The organism is Micromonospora sp. NPDC005979, assembly GCF_040614415.1.
Lineage (GTDB): Bacteria > Actinomycetota > Actinomycetes > Mycobacteriales > Micromonosporaceae > Micromonospora.
This window is the reverse complement of sequence record NZ_JBEXUR010000001.1, coordinates 570,031-595,124: the sequence shown is the minus strand read 5'-3', so window position 1 is coordinate 595,124 and position 25,094 is coordinate 570,031. Positions and strand designations below refer to the sequence as shown.

Below are 25,094 nucleotides of genomic sequence, written 5' to 3'. Positions count from 1 at the left end.
GACGACTCGGTTGTCAGCTGGCGGCGAGGTGTTCGCGGACGCTGCGGGGGCGCATGTCGGTCCAGGTGCGCGTGACGAAGTCCAGGCACTCCTGGCGGCTGCCGGCGCAGCCCGCGTCCCGCCACCCGTCCGGCGCCTCCCGGTGCCGGGGCCACAGGGCGTACTGCTCCTCGTCGTTGACCACCACGCGGTGTTCGTCAGCCATCATGGGTTGCCTTCCTCGTGTCGGGCCAGGTGCAGCTCGCGGGCGAGACTCTCAGGCGAGAGCGCCCGGATCTCCGCGAGCAGGTCGGTGAGGTCCTCGTCCGGTACGACGGGAGCCGGCCGGGCCAGGTCGGCGACGGTACGCGCCAACGCGGCGGGGGTGGGTGATTCGAAGATCGCGGCGGGCGGCAGGTCGACGCCGAACGCGTCGCGCAACCGCGCCACCACCCGGGTGCCGAGCAGCGAGTGGCCGCCCAGCTCGAAGAAGTCGTCGTCGGGGCCGATCTCGTCCACCCCGAGCAGGTCGACCCAGATCCGCCGCACCACCTCGTACGGCTCGTCGGTCGGCGCGACGGCAGTGTCCGGGGTGGTCGGTGGTGGGGCGGCGGCGACCGGCGCGCTCTCGTCGAGCGTGACCGGGCCGGGCCGGTACGCGTCGACCCAGTGCCGCTCGCGGGCGAACGGATAGGTGGGCAGGGGCACCCGCCGTCGTCCGGTGGGCCAGTCGACGGGCGCCCCGGCGAGCCAGAGCCGACCGACGGCCAGCGCGACCGCGTCGTCCTCACCGGTCGGGGTGCGGTCGGCGGGCAGGCTGGTCAGCACCGTCGCACCGCGGGCCGCCCGGTGCTGACGGACGAGGGTGGCCAGGGTGCGGCCCGGGCCGGCCTCCAGCAGCGCGTACCGCTCGCCCAGCAGCAGGTCGGCGGTGGCGGTGAAGTTGACCGGGCGACGGAGCTGCCGCACCCAGTAGTCGGGGTCGGTGGCCTCGTCGTGGGTGAGCCAGCGTCCGGTCACGTTCGACACGATCGGCACGGCGGGCGGGCTGAGCGGGACCTCACGCAGGTGCGCGGCGAAGCCGGCCAGGGCGGGCTCCATCATGGCCGAGTGGAACGCGTGCGAGGTGCGTACCTCGCGGCAGGCCACCCCGCGCCCCCGCAGGTCGGCGGCGAGCGCGGCGACGGCGGCCGTCGTGCCGGAGACGGTGACGAGGCGCGGCGCGTTGGCGGCGGCCACCTCCACGCCGTCGGGCAGCAGCGCCGTGACCTCGTCGACGCCGAGCGCCACCGACAGCATCGAGCCGGGGGCCTGCGCCTGCATGAGCCGGCCGCGTACGGCGACGGTGGCGAGCGCGTCGGGCAACGTGAAGACGCCGGCCAGGCAGGCGGCCACGTACTCGCCGAGACTGTGTCCCGCCAGCGCGACGGGACGTACGCCACGGTGCCGCAGCAGCTCGGCGAGGGCGTACTCGACGGCGAACAGCGCCGGCTGGGTGAGTCGGGTCTCGTCCAGCTCCGGTGCGGCGGGGACCGGTTCGCCGGGTGGGCAGAGCAGCGTGCGCAGGTCCACGTCGAGGTGCGGGCGCAGCAGCTCGGCGCAGCGGTCGAAGTTCGCCCGGTAGACCGGCTCCGCGCGGTACAGGGTGCGGCCCATCCCCGCGCACTGCGCACCCTGGCCGGGGAAGAGCAGCGCCACGCCGGCCGCCGTACCGGTGGCGACGCCGGTCCGGACCAGGGACGAGTCGCGGTCGGCGAGCCGGGCGGCGGCGGTGCGGGCGTCCGGGGCGACGGCGACCAGGCGGTGGCCGAACGTCCGTCGCGTGTGGGCCAGGGTGTAGGCGACGTCGGCCAGCGGCACGTCCTGGTTCGCCGCCAGGTGGGTGGCGAGCTGAGCACGGGCCACATCGAGCCCGTCGGCGTCCCGGGCGGAGAGCACCAGCACGTGCGCGGACCGCTCGTCGTCGGCGAGTAGCCGCGCCGGTTCGGCGGCCTGGAGCACGACGTGGGCGTTGGTGCCCCCGATGCCGAAGGAGCTGACCGCCGCGCGGGGCGGCCCGCCCAGGTCGGGCCAGGGCTGCGGCGCGGTGGGCACCCGGAACGGGCCGCCGGCCAGCTCGGGGTGCGGCTCGGTGCAGTACGGGCTGGGTGGCACCACCCGGTGGTGCAGCGCCAACGCGGCCTTGATCAGCCCGGTGACGCCGGCGGCGACGTCGAGGTGACCGACGATCGACTTGACCGAGCCGAGCGCACACCGACCCTCGCCGACGCCGCGAGAGGTCCCGGCGCTGTTGAACGCCTCGGTCAGGGCGCGTAGCTCGATCTGGTCGCCCAGCTCGGTGCCGGTGCCGTGCGCCTCGACGTAGCCGATGGTGGCGGGGTCGACCTCGGCCACTTCCTGGGCGGCCCGGATCGCGGCCACCTGACCGTCCACCCCGGGCGCGGTGAACCCGACCTTCACCCGGCCGTCGTTGTTGATGGCGGAGCCCCGGATGACGGCGTACACCGGGTCGCCGTCGTCGCGGGCGTCCGCCAGCCGGCGCAGGACGACCACGGCGGCGCCGTCGCCTCCCACGGTTCCGGTGGCGCGTACGTCGAAGGGCCGGCAGTGCCCGTCGCGGGACATGATGCCGCCGACCTCGTGGCGGTAGCCGGTGCCGGTGGGCAGCAGGATGTGCGCCGCGCCGGCGAGCGCGACGTCGCACTCGCGGGCGAGCAACGCCTGCGCGGCGAGGTGTACGGCGACCAGCGACGACGAGCACGCCGTCTGCACGGCCACGGCGGGTCCCCGCAGATCCAGGTGGTACGCCACCCGGGTGGGCAGCGAGTCCTTGTCGTTGGCGAGCATCAGCTCGTACTCGGAGACCGAGTCCAGCCGCGGGTTACGGAACAGGTGGTGCAGGAGGTAGCCACTGGCCGCCGCGGCGGCGTACACGCCGACCAGCCGGTCGGGGTCCCCGGCGAGGTGACCGGCGCGTTCCAGGGCGGCCCAGGCGACCTGGAGGAAGAGCCGCTGTTGCGGGTCGAGCAGCCGTGCGTCACGGGGCGAGTAGCCGAAGAAGCCGGCGTCGAAGCGGTCGACGTCCGGCAGCGCGCCGTGCGCCGGCACGTGGTCGGGGTGCCGTCGCTCCTCCTCGCTCAACCCGTTGGCGGCCAACTCCGCGTCCGTGAACCGGGTGATGGTCTCCTGTCCGGCGAGGACCCGGCGCCACAGTTCGTCGACGTCGGCCGCGCCCGGAAAGCGGCCGGCCATCCCGACGATGGCGATCTCCAGTCCGGTCTCCTGGTCGCTCACGCTCGCCCCTCCCCCGCCGGCACCGGGCGGGCCCGGCGGGCCCGATCGGCCAGCGCCTGCTTGCGTTCGTCCCGTCGGCGGCCACCGGTCGGCGTCGCCGTGGGCGCGGACCCGCCGTCGAGGAAGCGGGCCAACTGCGCGACGGTCGGGTAGCGGAACAGCTCCACCGCGGCAACCGGTCGGCCCAGCCGGTCGGCGAGTCGGGTCTGCACCCGTGCCAGCAGCAGGGACGTGCCCCCGAGGTCGAAGAAGTTGTCGTCCGCACCGACGTCGTCCAGCCCGAGCACCGCTCGCCAGGTGTCGGCGATGGCCCGTTCGACGGCCCCGTCGGGCGCCACGTACGCGGCGCCGAGATCGGCGCGGGCCACGGCGGGGGCCGGCAGGCGGGACGCGTCGAGTTTGCCGCTGGACGTGAACGGCAGGTCGGGCACCACCACGAAGGCGCTCGGCACGAGGTAGCGGGGCAGCCGCCGGAGCAGGCTCTGGCGTAGCTCGTCCACCGCCAACCCGTCGCCCACGAGGTAGCCGACGAGTCGTCTCCCGCCGGGCGAGTCGGTCCGCACCACGGCGGCGGCCCGCCGTACGCCCGGGTGCTGCCGCAGGTGCGCCTCCACCTCACCCAGCTCGATCCGGAAACCGTTGATCTTGACTTGGTTGTCCGCCCGGCCGAGGAAGACGAGTTGTCCGTCGGCACGCCAGCGGACCAGGTCACCGGTGGCGTACATCCGTACCCCCGGCGTCGGCGCGTACGGGTCGGGCAGGAAGCGTCCGGCCGTGAGCGCGGCGTCGCCGTGGTAGCCGCGGGCCACGCCGAGGCCGCCGAGATACAGCTCGCCGGGCACCCCGGGCGGCACCGGCCGCAGCTCGGAGTCGAGGACGTAGGCGCGCACTCCGGTCAGCGGGCGGCCGATCGGCAGCTCGCTGTCGGTGGGCGCGCAGTGGGCGGCCGTGGCGGTGACGGTGGCTTCGGTGGGGCCGTACCCGTTGATCAGGAGCCGGCCGCGCGACCAGGCGGCGGCGACGTCCGGCGCGCAGGGTTCCCCACCCACGGTGAGTACCCGCAGGTCGGGTAGTTCGGTGGGGTCCAACGCGTCGAGGACCACCGGCGGTAGGTCGGCGACCGTCACGCGGTACCGGATGAGCGCGGCGGCCAGGTCGGGGCCGGGCGTGCGCTCGTCCGGGCCGAGCAGGCGCAGGGTCGCGCCGACGGTGAGCGTGGTGACCACGTCGGAGAGCGCGACGTCGAACCCGATCGAGTGGAACTGCAGGACCCGGTCGCCGGCCCGGACGCCGACCAGCCGGGCCTGCGCCTCGGCGAGGTTGGCCAGCCCCCGATGGGTGCCGATGACGCCCTTGGGCAGCCCGGTCGAGCCGGACGTGTAGATCAGGTAGGCGGCGCCGTCCGGATGGACGGCCGCCAGCGGCGCGGCGTCGTCCGGAGCTGCGTCGTTCGGCGCGGCGGCGCCGAGGTGCAGCAGCGGCAGGTCGGTGGCGGGCAGCGCGAGCTGCGCGTCGGCGGTGGTGACCACCAGCGCGGCGGCCGAGTCGGCGAGCAGGTGCGCCAGCCGGGCCGCCGGTAGCTGCGGGTCCAGGGGCAGATAGACCCCACCGGATCGGAGTACGGCGAGGAAGGTGACCACCCAGTCTGGGCCGGCGGGCAGGCAGACGCCGACGGTCGTCTCGGCCCGCACACCCCGGGCGGTGAGGGCCCGGGCCAGCCGGTCGGCCCGGGCGTCCAGGTCCCGGTAGGTGACAGCCTGATCGCGGTACGCCACCGCCACCGCGTCCGGGTTCGTCCTCGCCTGGCGGGCGACCAGCTCGCCCAGGGTCGGCTGCTCGGGGGACGCGGGCGCGGTGGCGGCCCAGCGGTCCACCAGGTCCCGACCGGCGGCCGGGTCGAGCAGCGGCAGCCGGTCCACGGGTGAGTCCGGGGCGGCGAGCGCGGCCATGAGCAGGGTGTCGAGCTGGTCGGCGAGCGCGCGGGCGGTCGACTCGTCGAAGAGTCGGGTCCGGTACTCGATCCGCCCGTCGATGCGGCCCTCCTGCGCGACGACGGTCAGCGTCAGGTCGAACATGGACGTGCCGGTGTGCGTCTCGCCGCTGGCCAGCACGGTCACCCCGGGCAACGTCAGCCGCTGTTCCCAGCCGTCCTCGACGGCGAACATGACCTGAGCGAGGGGATGACGACCGGGATCGCGGACCGGGCGCAGTTCCTGCACCAGGGCGTCGAAGGGCACCGGATCGGTCAGCGCGGTCAGCGCCGAGTCGCGGAGCCGGTCCAGCAGCGCGGCGAACGTCAGTGCACCGTCGACCCGACTGCGCAGCACCAGGGTGTTGACGAAGAAACCCACGGCGGTTTCGCTGTCGAGTGTCTGCCGATTCGCCACCGGGGTGGCGATGAGCAGGTCCGGTTGCTGGCTGCGCCGGTGCAGCAGCGCCGCCCAGGCCGCCGCGAAGATCATGTACGGGGTCGCGCCGGCGCGTCGCTGCGCCTCGGCGACCCGGTCGGCCAGCGCGGGAGGCCAGGAGAACTCGATCTCGTGGCCGGCGTCCTCCAGCTCCACCGGACGGGGCCGGTCGGTGGGCAGGTCGAGGCCGGGCGGCGCGCCGGCCAGCGCGTCACGCCACCAGTCGAGCCGCCGGGCCAGCTCGGTCGGGCCGAGCAACCGGTCCTGGGCCAGCGCCGTCGGCACGTCCCGGGGAACCGTCGGCAACGCCACGGCACGGCCCTCCCGCAGAGCCGCGTACGCCGCCGACAACTCCTCGAAGAGCAGACCCATGCTCCAGCCGTCGCAGACCACGTGGTGCAGGCTGAGCAGCAGCGAGAAGTCATCCGGGCCGGTGCGGCACAGGGTGGCGCGCACCAGCGGCCCCCGGGCCAGGTCGAACGGGCGTACCGCCTCGGCGGCGGCGTACCCGTCGATCCGCTCCGGCGCGACGTCCACCACTGTGAGCGGCAGACCCGTCGGCGGCAGGACCATCTGGTACGACTGGCCGTCCAGTGGCACGAAGACCGTGCGCAGCGCCTCGTGCCGCGCCACGATCTCGTCGAGCGCGCCGCGCAACGCGGCCACGTCCACCTCGCCGCGCAGGTCCACCCGGTACGGCACGTGGTAGGCGGGGCTGTCCGGTCGGAGCTGGGCCAGCAGGAGCATCCACTCCTGGGCGGCGGTGAGCGGGTGGATGCCGTACCGGTCGCCGTCCGCGCGGATCGCCGCGAGGAACGTCCGCCGCCGCTCGGGTGGCAGGGCGTCCACGCGCTGGCGCAACTGCGCGGGGGTGAGCGCGCCGATCATCGGGCGGCACCCTGTTCGAGCTGGTCGAGCAGGCCCGCGAGATCGGCGGGGGGTGGCCCGTCCAGCACGACCGGCGCGACCGGTTCGGCGGACTCGGCGGGTGTGCCAGCGATCTCGTCCAGCGCGGCGGCCAGCCCGGCGACCGTCGGGTGGTCGAAGATCAGCCGCAACGGCACCTCCGCGCCGACCGCGGCGGCGAGCCGGGAGCGGACCCGGGTCGCCTTCAGGGACCGTCCACCGAGGTCGAAGAAGTCGTCGGCGCGTCGGCGCACCGGCACGCCGAGGACGTCCTGCCAGATCTCGGTCACGGCCCGCTCGGTGGGCGTACGGGGAGCGTCGTCATCGGCTGGCGTGGTGGCGTCGGGGGCGGGCAGCGCCGCGACGTCCACCTTGCCGTTGCGGTTGAGCGGCAGCCGGGGCAGCACCACGAACACGGCCGGCACCAGGTGGTCGGGCAGTTGCTCGCGGGCCCGCTCCCGGATCGCCTCGACGCCCACACCCTCGTCGGGCACGGCGTACGCGACCAGCCGGGCGTCACCGGCGGCGTCGCGGTCGGCGCGCACGATCGCGTCGCGGACCAGCCCGCCGCGACGCAACGCCTCGGTCACCTCGCCCGGCTCGACCCGGTACCCGCGGATCTTCACCTGGTGGTCGGACCGGCCAACGAACTCGATCAACCCGTCCGGGCGCTGCCGGACCACGTCGCCGGTGCGGTAGAGCCGGCCGCCGGGCCGGGGCCCGAACGGGTCGGGCACGAACGCCTCGGCCGTCGCGTCGGGGCGGCCGAGGTAGCCCCGGGCGACGCCGTCCCCGCCGATGAACAGCTCGCCCAGCACGCCGGGCGGCACCGGTCGCAGGAGCCGGTCCAGCACGTACACCCGGGTGTTGGCGACCGGGCCGCCGATCGGCACGACCGGGTCCGCGGCGGTGAGCCGGGCGCAGTCGTACGTGGTGCTGTAGGTGGTCGCCTCGGTTGGGCCGTACCCGTTGACGAGCGTCGTGTCCGGACAGGCCGCCCGGAGCCGGTCCACAGCGCTCCGGTCGGCCTGTTCGCCACCGAAGGTCAGATAGCGCAGCGCCGCCAGGGCGTCCGGCGCCTCGGTCGCCACCTGCCGGGCCACGGAGGTGGCCAGGAACATCACCGTCACGCCGGTGTCGCGCAGCCGGGCGCGGAGCCGGTCCGGCACGATCACGTCGTTGATGTCCAGGTCCGCGAGGCAGGCGCCGTTGAGCAGCGCGCCCCAGACCTCCAGCGTGGCCGCGTCGAACGACATGGTGGCGGCCTGCCCCATCACGTCGTCGGGGCGTACGTCGATGAAGGTGGTGTCGCGGACCAGCCGGACGATGTTGCGGTGGCTGACGCCGGTGCCCTTGGGGCGGCCGGTCGACCCCGACGTGTACATGACGTACGCGAGTTGGTCGGGGTGGACCGTGACCGCCGGGGGCTGCGCCGGGCCGTCGTCGGCGGGCAGCCGGTCCAGGGCGATCCGGGGGGTGCCGTCGTCGGGTAGCCGGTCGGCCAGCGCGGCGGCGTGCAGGATGACGCCCGGCGCGGCGTCCTGACACATCAGCGCGAGCCGCTCCGGCGGATAACCCGGGTCCAGCGGCAGGTACGCGGCGCCCACCTTGAGCGTGGCCAGGGCGGCGACCACCCAGGTCGTGGTGTCGGCGAGGCAGATCCCGACGATCGTCTCCGCGCCGATGCCGAGCCGGAGCAGACGCCCGGCCAGGTGGTTCGCGCGCCGGTCCACCTCGCGGTAGTCGAGGGTCTGGTCGTCGTCGCGCAGGGCGGGCGCGTCCGGGGTCCGCCGGGCCCACTCGGCGAACAGCGCGGGCACCGACGACTCGCGTGGATAGGCGGTGTCGGTGGCGTTCCAGTCACGGACCACCCGCCGTTCCGTCGCCGGGTCGAGCAGCGGCAGGTCGGACAGCCGCGCTCCGGGGCGTTCCCGCGCCCGGTCGAGCAGGACGGCGAGGGCCGCCGCGATCGACCCGACGTGCGGGTGCCCGCCCACCGTGGCCGTCGCCCGTTCGTCGGCGTCGTCGATCAGCAGCCGCAACACACCACGATTACCGGGCGACAGTTGATCGGAGACGATCGATACCACCGGCCGATAGTCGAGAGGATTTTCGGGCAATTCCGTGTCATGCGCCCGGGCTTCCCGTAGCGCCGTTCGGACCAGGTCCCGCAGCTCGGTCCAGGTGGGATCCTCAGGCAGCCGAACCCGGACCGGCAGCCAGCGTCCGGCGTCGGTCGGGGTGGCCGGCGTCGCGGCGAGCAGATCCCGAGCACCGACCCAGCGGTGCAGCAGCGCGAACAGCCCGGCCAACGCGCTGACCTGCGGCTCGGCCTCGTCGCCCAGGTCGACCCGGGCGTCGCCGGGCGGGTCTGTCGTCGGCGGAAAGGGCAAGTCCGGCGGCTCGGGGAGGGCGGCGAGCTGCCGCTCCCAGAAGGCGGAAAGGGCAGGAAGAATTGTCTGTTCGGTCATCGGATCTCAGCTCCGATCGGCGGGTGACACGCAATGACCGAGAGCATGGCCCGCACCCGTGCCAGTTGCTTGTACGGACCGTTCGGGTGCCGTTGCGGCGACCTGAGGGAAACCTGAGCGCGGCTTTATGCCGATAGCGCATTGCAGTCAGTAAGTACACCGACTCTTTTGGTTATGGCGATGCCGCTCGATGAAGGCAATGATCGTGCCGGGGGGAAGCCACGCCGGGTGACGACTCGCAGGGCCCGGTTGTCTCTTCGCTCGCCTGATCCTCCACGAGAGCACAGGAGCGGTGAATGTCCGGAGACCTTGTCAACCATGCCTGGCGCGCGTCGCCGCCGGCTCGCAGCGAAGGTGGAGGCGACGCGTCGACAGCAGAACGACAGCCCACGAGCGGTGATCCGGGGCGGGCGCTGCGGCACCTCGTCGCCGCCGGTGACCGCAGGGCGGCGCACCTGTGGCTCGCCACCCAGACCGACCTGCTCGCCGCGCGCCCCGACGAGGCCGACGGCGCGGTCGCCCAGATCTGGCGCACGGCGCTGCGGCACCACCTCGCCGGGGAACCACACCTGGCGGCAGCCCTCCTGGCGACCGCGCCGATCGGCGCGACCGGGCCGCACGCCGTGCAGACGTACTGCCACGCCGCGGTGCACCACCTGCTCGACGACGACATCGAGCGGGCCAGCGCCGACGTCGAGGAGGCGGCCCGCGCCGCCCACGCGTGCGGCGTACCGACCGCCCATCAGGCGTACGCCCGGGTGGTCGTGCTGCTCGCCGCCGCCACCGGCGACCCGACGGCGACCCTCGCGCGGGCGGAGGCGACCGACGGGCTGCGCCGTCCCGACGCCAACCTGTTCCGGCTGATGGTCCACCTGGACCTGGCCGGCCACCTGCTGCGGGCCGGCGAAGCCGCCGACGCGCTGCGACAGGCCGAGGCGGCCGTACGACTGACCGAGGTGGCGGGTGACTCCGGCTTCGAGCCGTACGCGCTGACCCTGGCCGCCGCGGCGAAGTGCCAGCTCGGGCGGTTGGAGGAGGCGCTCGCCGACGGCGCCGCGGGGCTTCGCCTGCGGGAGCTGGCGGGCGTCACCGCCGACGAGGCGTTCTCGCTGGCCGCCCTCGGCATGGTGCACCGCCGGCGGCGCGAGCCGCGCCAGGCCCGGCAGGCGTTGGAGGGCGCCCTGAGCGCCATGGCCACGTCTCCCGCACGCCCCACCTCGCCGGCCTGGGTGCTCGCCGAGCTGGCGCGGATCCGCGCCGCCGACGACCTGGCAGCCGCGCAGGACCTCGCCGACCGCGCGGTCACCGTGGCCCGGGAGCTCGAACGGCCGTACGCCCTGCTGGCGCGCGGCTGGGTGGCGCTGCTGCGCGGCGACACCGCCGCCGCCCACTTCGACGCCGCCGAGGCCCGCACCGGGGCCACCGTCGGGCGGCGACGCGCCACCCTCATCGAGGCGCTTCAGCTCACCGTGCTCGCGGCGGACGATCCGCGCGCGTCCGCCGGGCTGCTCGACGACGCGGCGGCGCTCTGCCGGGAGCTGGGCGACCCGGCCGAGGAGGCCACCGTCCGGCTGATCGCCGCACGCCTGCAGGGGCGGCAGGCCCGTCGCGGCGCCGAGGGCGCCGAGCAGAAACTGCGCCGCTGCGGGGTACGCCTCGACCCGGGCGTCGCCGACGGGCTCAGCGCGATCACGCTGCGCGTACCGGCGGTGGTCATTCACACCCTCGGCGACTTCCGGGTGTTCCGGGCCGGCGCCGTCGTCCCGTACGGCGAGTGGCAGTCCAAGAAGGCCCGGGACCTGCTGAAGATCCTCGTCGCGCACCGGGGCCGCGCCGTACCCCGCGCCCGGCTGATGGAGCTGCTCTGGCCGGACGAGTCACCGTCGCGCACCGCGAACCGGCTGTCGGTGCTGCTGTCCACGCTGCGTCGGGTGCTCAGCACCGGGCACCGCACCAGCGGTCGGGGGGCGGTGCTGGCCGACCGGGGTTCGGTGGCGATCGACCTCGACGTGATCGACGTGGACGTCGAGACGTTCCTCACCGCGGCCGAGGAGGCACAGGCCGCCCTGCGGGCCGGGCATCCCGACACGTCCCGCGCGCTGGTACGGGCCGACGAGTTGTACGGCGGGGACTTCCTCTCCGACGACCCGTACGAGGACTGGGCCCAGCCGCTGCGGGAGGAGGCGCAGGCCGCCCACACCAGTGTGCTGCGCGCCCTGGCCCAGCACACCCCGGACACCGACCAGAAGGTCGTCTACCTGATGCGACTGGTGCACCGCGACCCGTACGACGAGGACGCCCACCTGGAGTTGGTGCAGGTGCTGCGCTCGGCCGGACGGCACGGCGAGGCGCAACGCCGCTACCGCACGTACGTCGAGCGGATGCGGGAGCTGGGTATCGCCCCGGCGGGCGGCCCGACGACCGGCGGTGACACCGGCGCCGCGGGGCAGCACGCGGGTTCGGCGGCTGGGCCGGGGGCGCGGGTGGCCCGGTGGCGGACGCCGGCCGCCCAGCCACCGTGGACGGCGGAGGTGGACTCGGGCCACCATCCGGCCGGCGTGCCGGCGCAGCGGACGTCGAAAAGGCTCATCGAGCACCCGGCCTGACCGGTGGACCCCGGACCGCCCGGTGAGCGCCAAGGAAGCTCACCGGCCGGTCCCGGCCACCGGACGCGAGATCAGTGGCGGAGCTGGTAGCTCTTCGGCAGGCGCATGCCGCGCTCGGCCATGATCGCCCGCACCCGGTTGGGATAGTTGCTGATGATCCCGTCGACACCCATGTCCATCAGCGCGGACACGGTCGCCGGGTCGTCGCAGGTCCACGGGATGACCTTCAGGCCGCGGGCGTGCGCCTCGGCGATCATGGTGGCGTCGGGGTAGAAGCGGAAGTTCGGGTCGGCGATGGTGCCGTTCTGCGGGAAACCGTAGTTCGGCGACAGGGCGGTGACGCCGGGGATCGCGGCGGCCGCCTTGACGAAGTCACCGTCGTAGTCGTCGGCGTCGATCCCACCGAGCCAGGGGGACGCGCCGGGCTTGCCGACCTGGAGGAAGTCGTAGTTCGTCAGGGCCACCAGCGGCCACTTCGGCGCGAGCCGGTGCATTTCCTTCAGCGCGCCCCAGTCGAACGACTGGATGGTGACCTGCTTCTCGAGGCCGGAGGCGTGGATCTCCTCGAAGACGCGCCGGACGAACAGCTCGCGGGGCGCGGTCTGCTCGGGCGCTCCCGCCTCGACCTTCGTCTCGATGTTGAGGGTGACCTGCTTCGCCCGGTAGCTCTTGACGAGGTCGAGGACGTCCTTCAACTCGACCATCCGGAAGCCCTTGACCTGCTCCTGCTCGGGAAAACCCGGGAGCTGCTGGTAGCCGCAGTCCATGGTCTTGACCTGGGCGAGGGTGAGGTCCTTGAGGTACTTGCCGACGTACGGGTACATCGGGTCACCGGCCGTGACCGGCGCGGTGTCGGCGCACTTCTGCGCGCTGACCTGGCGGTCGTGGTTGACGACGACCTTCTGGTCCTTGGTGATCTGGGTGTCCATCTCCAGGGTGGTGACACCGAGGCGCAGGGCCTTGGCGAAGCCCTCAAGCGACTCCTCGGTGGTCATGCCGATGCCACCGCGGTGCGCCTGGAGGTCGAAGTGGGTCTTCTGCGGGAGCAGCGCGTTGGCACTGTCGACGGTCGACGCGTGCGCGGCCACCGGAACGGCGAGCGCGGGCAGGACGACGAGGCCCGCCAGAATGTGACGCAGGGACATGGTGCGAGAACCTCAGCTCTTCAGGTGCAGATGCCCTGGCCACGCTAGGTGGGGGTCGGTCGGCCCCGATGACCTCGCCGCGAGCGGGACGTGAACGCTCGCCGAACCTCAGAAGCACCTGCCGTCCGCCGACGGTCACCACGTCGATGCGGTGACCGCCGGCGAACGTCCCGGCTAACCGCCGAGGGTGACGTGCAGGACGCGCTCGTTGCTGTTGTTCGGGATGCTGTCCTTGTCGCCGGTGGTCGTGGTCGTGAGCCACAGCCCGCCGTCGGGCGCCGGCTCGACCGTGCGCAGCCGGCCGTACGTGCCGCTGAAGTACGTCTGCACGTTCGTCAGGCTGCTGCCGCTGATCACGGCCCGGTACATCCGCGCGCCGCGAGCGCAGGCGACGTAGAGGGCGTCGCGCACGATCGTGATGCCGGAGCAGGAGCCCTCGGCGGTCGGGTAGGTGCGCGCCGGCGCGAGGTAACCGGCGGTGCCGCAGGTGCCGCTGGTGCCCTCGCAGGCCGGCCAGCCGTAGTTCCCGCCCTTGGTGATCAGGTTCGTCTCGTCCATGATCGAGTTGCCGAACTCCTGCTCCCACAGACGGCCCTGCGAGTCGAACGCGAGCCCCTGCGGGTTGCGGTGCCCGTAGCTCCACACGTAGTTGCCGAACGGGTTGTCACTCGGGACGCTGCCGTCCGGGTTGAGTCGCAGGATCTTGCCCTCCAGAGCGGCACGATCCTGGGCGTACGCGCCGTTCTGCGCGTCGCCCGTGCTCGCGTAGAGCTTGCCGTCCGGGCCGAACCGCAACCGACCGCCGTTGTGGTACTTGTTTCGCCGAATCCCGCTCAGCAGGACCTGTTCACCGGCCGTGGTGAGCCGACCGTTCTCCAACTTGATCCGCACGATCCGGTTGTCAGTCGGAGAGGTGTGCATGATGTAGAGCCACCGGTCGCTCGCGAAGCTCGACGAGATGGCCAGGCCCATCAGGCCACCCTCACCGTCGGTGCTCTGCACGTTCGGCACGGTGCCCACGGTGGTCTTCGCCCCCGTTGCGGGGTTGAGCTGGATGATGTCGTGCGCGTCGCGGCGGTTGTAGAGGACGCTCCCGTCCGGCAGCGTCACCAGCCCCCACGGGACATCGGTGTCGGTGGCGACCTGACGCACGGTGCACACCGGATTGGCGCAGGTGGCACCGGTGCTCACCGCGACGGAGGCGCTGCGCGAAGAGACGTTGTCCTGCCCGTCGCGGGCCGCCACCTGGTACTGGTAGGTGGTGCTCGCCGCCAGGCCGCTGTCGGTGAAGGTGGTCACCGGCGGAGCGCCCGTCACGGCGCCGATCTTCACGCCACCGCGGTAGATGTCGTACGCCCGGACCCCGACGTTGTCGCTGGACGCGGTCCAGCGCAGGGTGACGGTGGTGCCCGAGGCGCTGCCCGTGAGCTGCGTCGGCGTGCTCGGCGGCACGGTGTCGGCCTGGCACTGCGGCGGGGTGATCGTCACGGTGGAGCTGGCCTGCGACACGTTGCCGGCGGCGTCCCGCGCGTTGACGTAGAGGCCCCAGGTCGCGCCGGGCACGACGGTGAGGTTGGCGGACAGGGTGCCTCCGCTCACCGACGTCATCAGCTGGCCGTCGTGGTAGATGTCGTAGTACGCCACCGCCACGTTGTCCGTCGAGGCGTTCCAGGCGAACGTCACCGAGTTGCAGGTCAGACCGCTGACCCGGGCGTTGCCGGGCGGCGTGGGTGGCTGGCTGTCGGCGCTGCCGAACGACGCCGTCCAACGCTGGTTGGCCTGCCCGTTGCAGGTCCAGAGGCCCACGGTCGTGCTGTTGGCGGTGCCGCCACCCGTCACGTCCAGGCAGAGTCCCGACTGGACGCCGACGATGGTCCCGTTGGTGTTGATCTGCCAGCGCTGGTTCGCCCCGCCGGTGCAGCCGTAGATCTGGACGGCGGCCGGCGCGCTGGTGTCCTGCCCGACGACGTCCAGGCACATCGTCGCGTCGTACACCCGCAGCTCGCCAGCCGCGGTGAGGGTCCACGCCTGGTTGGCCTGTCCGCCGCAGTCATAGATGTTGATCCCGGTACCGGCGGTCCGACCGCCACCCACCACATCCAGGCATCGGCCGGACGCCGCGCCGACGATCGTCGACGGACCGGCCGCCGACGCCGGCACGCCGAGCGTCACGGCCACCAGCACTGCCACGGCGATCGGCGGCAGGAGCCGTCGTGGTCTGAGCCGCGCGAAAACGCTCATCCGTCCTCCAAGGTCGGGGCATCGACCGGCCCGACCCCACGCCGGGCGACCCAGCGCCCGACCAGACCGACGAATAGACAACATCGACCATCCAAGATGGATTGCGGGCACATGTCAACGATCACGTTCGATAAAGGACAAACCACGTCAACAAAGCCGGCTTCCCACGGATCGGCCTCGATGCGGCGTAATGGTGTAGCGACACAGCGTGGCGGGGACTGCGCGGCGGGCGCGGTGTGGTGGGCCTGAGCGCGGCGACGCGATGTGGTGGGACTGCGCCCGGCGGCGCGTCGTGGCGGGACTGCTCGGGCGCGCGGCGTGGTGGGCCGACATGGCGGCGCGGCGTGGCGCGGCGGCCCAGCAACCGCCGCGCCACCAGCGCCTGTCGGCGCCGAGCCGGACCGCCCGGTCCGCCGCTCCGGGCGGCCCCGCAGCGCAGTCTCCACCCGACCGGGCGGGCCTCCCGGCGGATGGATTCCTGCGCGCACCGACGTCGTGCGACGCGATGGCGTCGGCCGGCCCGCCCCGCCATCGGCGGCCGGCGTTCGGGTCGTCGTGGACGACCCTGATCGACGCTCATCGAGGTCCGTCGGTGGCGAAAGTATTGGTACGGCAGAACTGCGATGTCAACGTTTCTCGGAAACTTTGCGAAAGGTCAGACGGCACAGGCGGGCCAACCATTAGTCGTCTCCGCTGGCCCCGACAGTGGCCAGGAGATTGAACTCACAACCGGCGTCGAAGAACCTCACCGGGCGATCGGGTTGTTGCCGATAGTTCCGATGAATTTCCGGATCATTGAGATCGACGCTCGGCCCGTGGCGGCCGATACGCCTGCGGTCCGCGGGTCGTCGCAGGTGGATCGCCACTGCTCCGCACCCGGGTGACCGCGCCACGACGACCGCGCAGCACTCTCGGAGGACTTCCGGAACTTATTGACTGCCTCGAATTTCCGCTGCGATACTCCGATCCACCGTGATCGATGCAACCGGTATCCGCGAGGTCGCGTCGATCTCCCCACCCACCACCCACCACGTCCGGACCGTGCTCTCCTTCCACACCGGGGCGGGACCGGGCCGGTAGAAGGGGCACAGATGAGCACTGTCTCCGCTGGCACGCTCGTACGGTCCAGGCCACTACGGGCGGCGCTGTCCATCCTCGTCACCGCCGCCGCGGCTTGCGCCGTCGTCGTCGCGGCCACCGCCACCCCGTCGAACGCCGCCACCTGCAACGGCTACGTCGGTCTCACCTTCGACGACGGCCCGACCGGCAGCACCAGCGCCCTGCTGAACGTGCTGCGCACCAACGGCGTACGGGCCACCATGTTCAACGTCGGGCAGAACGTGCAGAACAACCGGTCGGCGGCGCAGGCGCAGGTGTCCGCCGGCATGTGGGTCGGTAACCACAGCTGGAACCACGCCCACATGACGTCGATGAGTCAGTCCCAGATGCAGTCCGACCTGTCCCAGACGAGTTCGGCCATCCAGTCGGCGACCGGCGTCCGACCCCAGTTGTTCCGGCCCCCGTACGGAGAGACCAACTCCACCCTCCAGTCGGTCGCCTCCTCGCTCGGGATGCGCCAGGTGATCTGGGACGTCGACTCCCAGGATTGGAACGGCGCCAGCGTCAGCCAGATCGTGTCGAACGCCAGTCGCCTCCAGGCCGGTCAGGTCATCCTCATGCACGACGGCATCCAGAACACCCGGGACGCCATCGGGCAGATCATGGCCAACCTGACCAGCCGTAACCTCTGCCCGGGCATGATCTCGCCGTCCACCGGTCGGGCGGTCGCTCCCGACGGGACCACCCCGCCGCCGAGCGGCACCACGCCGCCCCCCGGCGCGACGACCCCACCGCCCAGCGGCGGATCCTGCACCGCCGCCGCGTCGACCACCAACGTGTGGGGCGACCGGTACAACACCTCGGTGACGGTCAGCGGCAGCAACACCTGGACCGTGGTCGTGGCCCTCACGTCGCCGCAGCGGGTCTCCAGCGTCTGGAACGGCAACGCCAGCTGGGACAGCAGCGGCACGGTGATGACCGTACGGTCCAACGGCAGCGGCAACACCTTCGGCTTCACCACGATGTTCAACGGCAACAGCAGCGCCCGGCCACAGATCCGCTCCTGTAGCGCCGGCTGACCCCTCGGACGACTCCCGCGTGGCGCGCACGGCAACGCCACGCGGGACGCGTCCCCCGACCACGGCCCACCCCGCCGCCCCCGATCCGATCCGGAAGTGGCGGGAACCACACCGGCCGATGTCGCGACTACCAGACATGTCACTGACCGAGCTGTCCGGCACGCCGACGCCGGAGGAGTCCACCCCGGCGGAACTTCCGACCCAGCCGACCCGGCGCACCTCGCCGTTCGGCGCGCTGCTGGTCCGGCTGCACTTCTACGCCGGCATCCTCGTCGCGCCGTTCCTCGTGGTCGCCGCGCTGACCGGGCTGGCCTACACGGTCGCGCCGCAACTGGACGGCGCGCTCTACGGCGACCGGTTGACCGTGGCCGCGCGCGGTGACCGTCCACTCCCCCTCGCCGACCAGATCGCCGCCGCCCGCGCCGCGCACCCCACGGGCGACATCGCCACCGTCCAGCCCGGGGACGGCGACCGGACCACCCGGGTGGCGTTCTCCCTGCCCGAACTCGGCGAGAAGGTGCACACCGTCTACGTCGACCCGTACACCGCCGAGGTCCGAGGTCAGCTCACCACCTGGTTCGGCTCCACGCCGGCCACCACCTGGCTGGACGACCTGCACCGCAACCTGCACCTCGGCGTGGTGGGCCGGCACTACTCGGAGCTGGCGGCGAGTTGGCTCTGGGTGCTGGCCCTCGGCGGCCTGCTCCTGTGGTGGCGACGACGCAGCGCCTCCCGGTCCGCCGCCCGGCACCTGTTCGTGCCCAACCTGTCCACCGGCAGGGGTGTCCGTCGTACCCGGGGGTGGCACGCCACGACCGGCGTCTGGCTGGTCGTCGGCCTGCTGTTCCTCTCGGTGACCGGCCTGACCTGGTCCCGCTACGCCGGAGCCAACTTCGGCGCCGGCCTCGACGCCCTCGACGCGCGCTCCCCCGAGATCTCCACCAGCCTCACCGCCGTCCCCGCCGAGAGCCGCGGCGGCCACCACCACGGGGACGCCCCGGCGGAAGGGGTCGTCGACCCGGCGGCCTTCGACCGGGTCCTGGCGGCTGCTCGTACGGCCGACCTCACCGGTCCGGTCGAGATGACCCCGGCAGAGCCGGGCACCGCGTGGACCGTCACGCAGATCGACAACACCTGGCCGGTCGCGAAGGACCGGGTCGCCGTCGACCCCACCAGCGCGACGATCACCGCCCGCAGCGACTTCGCCGACTGGCCCCTCCTGGCGAAACTGAGCGGCCTCGGCACCCAGGCCCACATGGGTGTCCTCTTCGGCCCGGTCAACCAGATCCTGCTCGCCGCGCTCGCCCTCGGGCTGCTCTGCGTCGTCGTCTGGGGCTACCGCATGTGGTGGCAGCGCCGGCCGACCCGCGCCGACCGTCGCGCGCTCGTCGGCGCACCGCCGGCCCGTGGAGGCGTACGTCGGCTGCCGCTGTGGGCGGTGCTGCTCGGCGCGGCGGCGACCGTGGCGGTGGGTTGGGCCCTACCGCTGTTCGGCCTCAGCCTGCTCGCCTTCGGAGCCGTCGACGTCGTCGCGGGGATGGTGTCCCGGCGTCGGCGTCCCGGCACCATGCCCGTCTCCCCGGCGCCGGCCGGGAGCTGACCCGTCGGACCAGAGTGGGTCGGGCCGGCCGCGGCATCCGGGGGCGTCAGCTCTCGGTGTCGTGGCCGCCGTGCGGAAGGGCCGCCAGGCTGGCGCGCAGGGCGGTGCGGAACTCCGCGTACCGGTCGGGGCCGAGCGCGTCGGAGAGCTGCCGCTCGATCGCCGCCACGAAGTCGTCGGACGCCTCCATGAGCCGGAGTCCCCGCTCGGTCGGCACGATCAGCTTCGCCCGGCGGTCGGCCGGGTCTGGCGTACGCCGGACGTAGCCGAGCCGCTCCAACTCGTCGAGGATCGCGCCCATCGTCTGCTTGTTCCGCCCGGCCAGTCGCGCCAGCTCGCCGGGGCGCGTCCCCTCCGGATCCAGGTAGGCCAGGACGGCGCCGTGGCGGGGTCGCACGTCGTCGAAGCCGTCCTCGGCGGCGCGCGTGAAGATCTCCCGCTGGACACGCCCGGAGAGCTGCACGGCCAGGATGCCCAGGTCGGGATCCTGCTCCTTACGTGTGCTGCGCTTCATATTTTTGTCCAATCATTGGACGGTACAAGTTTTGGACTATAACGTCTCACCGGCGACCAGCGGGCCCGTCGGGGTCCGCGTGAATCCGGAGGACGACCATGACCATTCTGATCACCGGTGCGACCGGCACGGTCTCGCGGGAGGTGCTGCGCGAACTCGCCGGCAACGAGCAGGTACGGGCGCTCGTGCGGGAGCCGTCGCGAGCGCCCGCGCTCGACGGCGTCGAGTACGTCGTCGGCGACCTGGACCGCCCCTCGACGCTGACGCCGGCGTTCGAGGGCGTACGCACCCTGTGGCTGCTCACTGCGATGGGTCCGATCGCGCCCAGTCAGAGCATGAACGCGGTCTGGGCCGCGCGGCAGGCCGGCGTGCGGCACATCGTCCGGCTCTCCGCGATCGGCGCCGCGCACGACGCCCCCACCCGCAACGGCCGGCTGCACGCGCTCTCCGACGCGGAGGTGCAGGCGTCCGGCATCCCCTGGACGATCCTGCGCCCGAGCTTCTTCATGCAGAACCTGCTCGGGTCGCTGGCCGGCGACCAGCTCTACGGTGTCTTCGGCGCGGCCCGGGTCGGCCTCGTCGACGTGCGGGACATCGCCGCCGTCGGGGCCGCGATCCTCGCCGCGCCACGGCCGCACGAGGGCATGATCTACACGCCCACCGGTCCGGAGAGCATCACGCTGGACCAGGCGGCGCAGGACATCGGCCGGACGATCGCCCGCCCGGTCCGGTACCTCCCGCAGAGCCCCGAGCAGACGCGGGACGGGCTCCTCGCGGCCGGTCTGGACGAGTGGTCGGCGGAGGTCCTCACCGAGTACCGGGTCGCCTACGGCAGCGGCTGGGGCGACTTCACCAACGACCACGTCGCCCGGGTGACCGGCCGACCGGCGCGGACCTTCGCCGAGTTCGCGCACGACCACCGCGAGCGGTTCGCGGCGGCCTGAGTCGTCGCGCCCGCGCGCCACGCCCAGCAGGGCTCCGCGACGCGGACGCCGCGGCGGGGCGATGCGCTCTCCGGTGACCGCGCCGGAGAGCGCATCGGCGGTGGCCCGCGCGTCGGTGTCGCGCGAAGCACATCATCGGTCCGGCGATTTGTCCGGTTCAGCCACTCGAACCGTCAATTTGGTGGAACGATGACTGTCGTGGGAACTGCCAATACCGCCATGCCTGCCATCTCGCCCCTCGCCGGTGAGCCGATCAAGCGCGCCGACGCCGAACGGCTTGCGGGGGTGCTGAAGGCGTTCGCCGATCCGGCCCGACTGCGCCTGCTCAGCCTGATCCAGGCCGCCCCGGACGGCGAGGCCTCGGTCACCGACCTCACCGCGCCGCTCAACCTCTCTCAGCCGACCGTGAGCCATCACCTGCGGATTCTCACCGAGGCCGGCCTCATCGAGCGGGAGAAGCGCGGGGTCTGGGCCTACTACCGCATCGTGCCCTCGGCGATCGCGGCGATAGCCGACCTGCTGACGCCGCCGCGCAAGAGGCCGACCAAGAAGACCCGCTGAGCGGTCGATTCGTCGGCGGCGGTGACGCCGGTCGTCAGCGGACGCGGGCGACCGCGCCGTTGAACGACACGTCCCGCACGGACGGGCGCGGCTGCGGCGCGTCGTCGGCGTGCCAGCGCGCCACCGAGACGATGCCCGGCTCGACGAGTTCCAGCCCGTCCAACAGGGCCGCGAACTGCTCGGTGCTGCGCGCCTGGAAGCGGCCGTCGCGGTTGTTGGCGGCCAACCCGGCGGTGACCGCAGGTGGCAGATGTTCCCAGGTCACATGCGAGGCGACCACGTAGCTGCCGGACGGCAACGCGGCGACGAGCCGATCGAGGATGCCCTTGGGGTCCTCGTCGTCGCGGACGAAGTGCAGGATGGCCACCAGCATCAACGCGACGGGCTGGGTCAGGTCCAACGTCGCGCGCAGGTCGGGATGGGCGAGGATCTCGGCCGGCGCGCGCAGGTCGGCGTCGAGGTACGTCGTCCGCCCCTCGGGCGTGCTGGACAACAGCGCGCGGGCGTGGGCGAGGACGATCGGGTCGTTGTCGACGTAGACGACACGGGCCGACGGGTCGACGGCCTGCGCGACCTCGTGGGTGTTGTCGGCGGTCGGGATGCCGGTCCCGATGTCCAGGAACTGCCGGACACCGCGCTGGGCCAGGAAGCGCACCGCGCGTCGCAGGAACATCCGATTCTCGATCGCGGCGAGCCGGATGGTGGGCATCGCCGCCGCGAGGGCGTCACCGGACGCCCGGTCGGCAGCGAAGTTGTCCTTGCCGCCCAGCAGGTAGTTGTACCTGCGCGCCGGGTGCGCGACCGAGGTGTCGATCCGGTCGGTGGCCGCCGGGCGTCCGCCGTGGTACGTCATCCGGCCTCCCCCCTCGCTGCGCGCCCTCCACAAGGTACACACGTCGACGGCGAGGCGGGTGCCCGCCGACGCCGCGCTCAGGAGGCGCAGCCCTCGCCCGCCTCGGCCGTCTCGACGTCGCGTACCCCGGCGAGGATGTCGGCGGCGGTGTGCGCGCGGATGCCGGACTGCGCCTCCTCGGCGAACCGGGCGACGACCGCTCGGACGTGCCGCTCGGCGGGCGCGGCGAGGCCGTCGTAGATGGCCTCGAAGAGTTCCCGCGCCGGCCGCCGGAGCCATCCGGCCGGCAGGAGGTCCAGGGGCAGCCGCGGGTCGAGGGTCGGAAAGCGGCGGAAGGTGTCCATGACCTCGGTACGCGTGCGCACGGCCGCCGCGCCGTCGACGCGCTCCGACCGCGCCTGCGGCACCAGGGGCGTCCACCGCCGGAGGAACTCCTCGTAGTGCCGGCCGATCGCCTCGATGTCCCAGGCGTCGATCGGTGAGCGCTGGGCGATGGCGTCGAGGTCGGCCTGCCGTCCCCGGAACACCGTGACGGCGCCCCGGGTGAACCGGGCGATCTGGGCTCTGCCCGGTGCGCTCAGCTCGTACGGCGAGATCCACAGCCCGTCGTACAGGGGCGCGTACCCGAGCCAGCGAAGTTGGCCGCGCAGGGCCCGCCGCTGCGCGCCACGGTCCTGGGGCAGAGAGAAGGCGACGATGGTCCAGCAGCCGTCCCACGCGACCACCTCGGTGGTCGCGGCCAGGATCCAACTCCCGCCGCTGGACAGGTTCGCGGCGGCGGCGCGGCTGAGCCGGTAGGAGCTGCGTCGGCCCTCCCGGCTGCCCTCCAGCACGCCGCGCCGGGCCAACCGGCTGATCGCGGCACGCGCGCCGGCCGTGCTCACGCCGGACTCGGCGAGCAGCGCGACGAGGGCCGCGGACGGGACCCGCGCACGGGTCCGCAGCGTGTAGTCGGCCAGCAGGGTCACCGCGAGGTCCTGCGGGGAGCTGCCGGCCTGCCGCCGGGGCAGTCGCGGCGGCTCGTCCCCGTCGTCGGGATAGATCTCCTCGATCGGGAAGGGGTTTGCCACAGGCGCTCCCGGCTCGACTCAGGGACGGTGCACCGACTGTAGACGGACCGCGCGGGCGGCGGCGTCGGCGCCAACGCCTTCTGATCGAGATGCATCGATTGACACTTCGGCGACCGCGAGGAACACTATCTGCTACGCGACGCCGTACGCAGCCGGGCACAGGGCGAGCACACGTAGTGGGCGAGGCGCGATCACCACGGGAGTCGGGCGCACCCGTGACCGCACAGCGCGCGACCCCACACCCACCCCGCACAGGTGATCGAAGGAGCCATCCCCGTGAAAATCCGAAGAAAACTGCTGCTCGGCCTGGTCACGTCACTGGTGGCGGCCGGCCTGGTGGCCCCCGCGCTCCAACCCGCGTACGCCGCCTCCCTCACCGAGGTGACCACGTTCGGCGACAACCCGGGCCGGATGCGCATGCACGTCTACGTGCCGGACACCCGCCCGACCAGGCCGGCGATCGTCGTGGCCATGCACGGCTGCGGCGGGTCCGGTCCCGGGTTCTACTCCGGCAGCGAGTTCGCCGCCCAGGCCGACCGGTACGGGTTCATCGTGATCTACCCGACGGCGACCCAGCAGGCCGGCTTCGGCAACTGCTTCGACACCTGGTCGGACGCCGCCAAGCGCCGTGGCGGCGGCAGCGACCCCGTGTCGATCATCTCGATGATCCGCTACGCGCAGCAGCAGTACGGCGGTGACCCCGACCGGGTGTACGCCACCGGCAGCTCGTCCGGCGGCATGATGACCAACCACATGCTGGCCCTCTACCCCGACGTCTTCAAGGCCGGCGCGGCGTTCATGGGTGTCCCCTACAACTGCTTCGCCAACGCGGCCGACTACCCGCCGGGCAGCAGCCAGTGCACCGGCGGGAACATGAACCGGACCCCGCAGCAGTGGGGTGACGCGGTGCGCGGGGCGTACCCCGGCTACACCGGTCCCCGTCCCCGGGTGCAGTTGTGGCACGGCACCAGCGACACGCTCGTTCCGTTCTCGCTCTTGCAGGAGACGATCGAGCAGTGGACCAACGTGTTCGGGCTCAGCCAGACACCCACCTCCACCGACACGCCGCAGACCAACTGGAACCGCCGCCGGTACGCCGACGCCAACGGAACCGTCCAGGTCGAGGCGTACAGCATCCAGGGTGCGGGGCACAGCCTGCCGGCCGGTGGCATGGCCGCTGCCGCCGTCGCGTTCTTCGGCCTGACCGCCCCGCCGAACCCGACCACCCCGCCCCCGAACCCCACGACGCCGCCGCCCAACCCGACCACGCCGCCGCCCAACCCCACGACCCCGCCGCCCAACCCGACGACCCCGCCGCCGAACCCGACGACGCCGCCGCCGAGTTCGGGCGCGTGCCGGGTGGGCGTCGCGATCAACGCCTGGAACAACGGGCTGACCGAGAACATCACCATCACCAACACCGGAACCAGCGCCGTCAACGGCTGGTCGCTCGTCTTCACCCTGCCCGGCGGTCAGAGCATCACCTCGGGCTGGAACGCGACCTACTCGCCCACGTCCGGCCAGGTGACGGCCCGCAACGCCGCCTACAACGCCAGCATCCCGCCGAACGGATCGGTGACCATCGGCTTCCAGGCCACGCACACCGGCAACACCGCCCGGCCAGGTGCGTTCACCCTCAACGGCGCGACCTGCGCGATCGCCTGACCGACAGCGAGCCGTTCCGACCAGGTCGAGCCGGCCCCGTCGCCCACGGCGGCGGGGCCGGTTCGACTCAGTTCCCGGACGGCACCTGGTCGACGACCTCGTCGTAGCCGACCGCGCCGGGCGCCGCCGTCGGCGCGTAGATCACGCGGAGCACGCCGGTCGGGAACGCCTCGGTCGCGGTGACCCGCAGGTGGTACGGCGTGTCGCCGTCGTCGAAGAGCCGCCGCCCCTTGCGGGCCGCCACCGGGTGTACCAGCAGACGCAGCTCGTCGACCAGCCCGGCGGCGAGGAGCTGCTGGACGACCGAGATCGACCCGGGGATGAGGATGCCCTTGATCCCGGGGTCGGCCTTGAGCGCGGCGACGGCCTCGGCGAGGTCGCCGGCGACGAGCTCCGAGTTGCGCCAGGAGAAGTCCAACGGCTGGCGGGAGACGACGACCTTACGGACGTCACCGAGCTGCTTGGCGAACCCGGCGTCCTCGCCGCCGGCGGCCTCCCGGTCGGGCCAGGCCCCGGCGAAGCTGTCGTAGGTCACCCGGCCGATCAGCAGCACGTCGGACGTGTCGTAGTCCTCGGTGACCGCGCGGCCCATGTTCTCGTCGAAGTACGGGAAGTGCCAGTCCGGGTCGATCTCGGCCACGCCGTCGGCCGAGATGAACAGCGTGGAGATGACCTTCGCCATCGCGGTGCTCCTTCATG

General features: G+C 72.9%; 16 protein-coding genes. 6 read left to right on the top strand and 10 right to left on the bottom strand.

Going from position 1 to position 25,094, the window contains the following annotated elements; all coding sequences use genetic code 11:
• Positions 1 to 13: 13 nt before the first annotated feature.
• Genes ABZ272_RS02385 through ABZ272_RS02370 form a run of 4 tightly spaced genes read right to left on the bottom strand, consistent with a single transcriptional unit; the run spans position 14 to position 9,058 of the window.
• Positions 14 to 205 carry an MbtH family protein gene (locus ABZ272_RS02385; protein ID WP_355048249.1) on the bottom strand — a complete coding sequence of 64 codons (192 nt, stop codon included), beginning with the start codon at positions 203 to 205 and terminating at the stop codon, positions 14 to 16.
• The gene (locus tag ABZ272_RS02380; RefSeq protein ID WP_355048085.1) at positions 205 to 3,273 is read right to left on the bottom strand and encodes a beta-ketoacyl synthase N-terminal-like domain-containing protein; all 3,069 of its coding nucleotides are present in this window, start codon (positions 3,271 to 3,273) and stop codon (positions 205 to 207) included. Before ABZ272_RS02380 ends, ABZ272_RS02385 begins: the two co-directional genes overlap by 1 nt.
• A complete protein-coding gene (locus ABZ272_RS02375; RefSeq protein ID WP_355048084.1) occupies positions 3,270 to 6,569 on the bottom strand; it encodes an amino acid adenylation domain-containing protein in 3,300 nt (1,099 codons plus the stop codon). Before ABZ272_RS02375 ends, ABZ272_RS02380 begins: the two co-directional genes overlap by 4 nt.
• Positions 6,566 to 9,058 carry an amino acid adenylation domain-containing protein gene (locus ABZ272_RS02370; RefSeq protein WP_355048083.1) on the bottom strand — a complete coding sequence of 831 codons (2,493 nt, stop codon included), beginning with the start codon at positions 9,056 to 9,058 and terminating at the stop codon, positions 6,566 to 6,568. Before ABZ272_RS02370 ends, ABZ272_RS02375 begins: the two co-directional genes overlap by 4 nt.
• A gap of 296 nt (positions 9,059 to 9,354) precedes the next feature.
• Between ABZ272_RS02370 and ABZ272_RS02365 the strand changes: the two genes are divergently transcribed.
• Complete coding sequence (locus ABZ272_RS02365; RefSeq protein ID WP_355048082.1) at positions 9,355 to 11,664, top strand: BTAD domain-containing putative transcriptional regulator; 2,310 nt, start codon at positions 9,355 to 9,357, stop codon at positions 11,662 to 11,664.
• Between the two features lie 71 nt (positions 11,665 to 11,735).
• Here the strand turns inward: ABZ272_RS02365 and ABZ272_RS02360 are convergent, their stop codons facing one another.
• Together ABZ272_RS02360 and ABZ272_RS02355 are read right to left on the bottom strand one after the other, a co-directional pair.
• Positions 11,736 to 12,809, bottom strand: a complete 1,074-nt coding sequence (locus ABZ272_RS02360; RefSeq protein ID WP_355048081.1) for a glycerophosphodiester phosphodiesterase family protein — start codon at positions 12,807 to 12,809, stop codon at positions 11,736 to 11,738.
• Positions 12,810 to 12,983: 174 nt separating this feature from the next.
• Positions 12,984 to 15,050 carry a PQQ-dependent sugar dehydrogenase gene (locus ABZ272_RS02355; protein ID WP_355048080.1) on the bottom strand — a complete coding sequence of 689 codons (2,067 nt, stop codon included), beginning with the start codon at positions 15,048 to 15,050 and terminating at the stop codon, positions 12,984 to 12,986.
• Between the two features lie 1,091 nt (positions 15,051 to 16,141).
• Here ABZ272_RS02355 and ABZ272_RS02350 point away from each other — a divergent pair.
• Both ABZ272_RS02350 and ABZ272_RS02345 read left to right on the top strand, forming a co-directional pair.
• Positions 16,142 to 17,188, top strand: coding sequence for a polysaccharide deacetylase family protein (locus ABZ272_RS02350; RefSeq protein WP_355048079.1), 1,047 nt, complete (start codon positions 16,142 to 16,144; stop codon positions 17,186 to 17,188).
• 136 nt (positions 17,189 to 17,324) lie between these two features.
• Positions 17,325 to 18,788 carry a PepSY domain-containing protein gene (locus ABZ272_RS02345; RefSeq protein ID WP_355048078.1) on the top strand — a complete coding sequence of 488 codons (1,464 nt, stop codon included), beginning with the start codon at positions 17,325 to 17,327 and terminating at the stop codon, positions 18,786 to 18,788.
• Positions 18,789 to 18,834: 46 nt separating this feature from the next.
• Here ABZ272_RS02345 and ABZ272_RS02340 read toward each other — a convergent pair whose 3' ends face one another.
• Positions 18,835 to 19,302 (bottom strand): MarR family transcriptional regulator, encoded by a 468-nt coding sequence (locus ABZ272_RS02340; RefSeq protein WP_355048077.1) that lies wholly within the window; start codon positions 19,300 to 19,302, stop codon positions 18,835 to 18,837.
• Positions 19,303 to 19,400: 98 nt separating this feature from the next.
• Between ABZ272_RS02340 and ABZ272_RS02335 the strand changes: the two genes are divergently transcribed.
• Positions 19,401 to 20,246: an SDR family oxidoreductase gene (locus tag ABZ272_RS02335; protein WP_355048076.1), complete on the top strand. Its 846-nt coding sequence runs from the start codon at positions 19,401 to 19,403 to the stop codon at positions 20,244 to 20,246.
• 219 nt (positions 20,247 to 20,465) lie between these two features.
• Complete coding sequence (locus tag ABZ272_RS02330; RefSeq protein ID WP_355048075.1) at positions 20,466 to 20,807, top strand: metalloregulator ArsR/SmtB family transcription factor; 342 nt, start codon at positions 20,466 to 20,468, stop codon at positions 20,805 to 20,807.
• 34 nt (positions 20,808 to 20,841) lie between these two features.
• Here the strand turns inward: ABZ272_RS02330 and ABZ272_RS02325 are convergent, their stop codons facing one another.
• Positions 20,842 to 21,660 carry an SAM-dependent methyltransferase gene (locus ABZ272_RS02325; RefSeq protein ID WP_355048074.1) on the bottom strand — a complete coding sequence of 273 codons (819 nt, stop codon included), beginning with the start codon at positions 21,658 to 21,660 and terminating at the stop codon, positions 20,842 to 20,844.
• A gap of 77 nt (positions 21,661 to 21,737) precedes the next feature.
• On the bottom strand, positions 21,738 to 22,730 hold the full coding sequence (locus ABZ272_RS02320; protein ID WP_355048073.1) for a PaaX family transcriptional regulator C-terminal domain-containing protein: 993 nt from the start codon (positions 22,728 to 22,730) through the stop codon (positions 21,738 to 21,740).
• Between the two features lie 276 nt (positions 22,731 to 23,006).
• Here ABZ272_RS02320 and ABZ272_RS02315 point away from each other — a divergent pair, with 276 nt between their 5' ends.
• Positions 23,007 to 24,395: a PHB depolymerase family esterase gene (locus ABZ272_RS02315; RefSeq protein WP_355048072.1), complete on the top strand. Its 1,389-nt coding sequence runs from the start codon at positions 23,007 to 23,009 to the stop codon at positions 24,393 to 24,395.
• 67 nt (positions 24,396 to 24,462) lie between these two features.
• Here ABZ272_RS02315 and ABZ272_RS02310 read toward each other — a convergent pair whose 3' ends face one another.
• The gene (locus ABZ272_RS02310) at positions 24,463 to 25,077 is read right to left on the bottom strand and encodes a dihydrofolate reductase family protein (RefSeq protein ID WP_355048071.1); all 615 of its coding nucleotides are present in this window, start codon (positions 25,075 to 25,077) and stop codon (positions 24,463 to 24,465) included.
• Between the last annotated feature and the right edge of the window lie 17 nt (positions 25,078 to 25,094).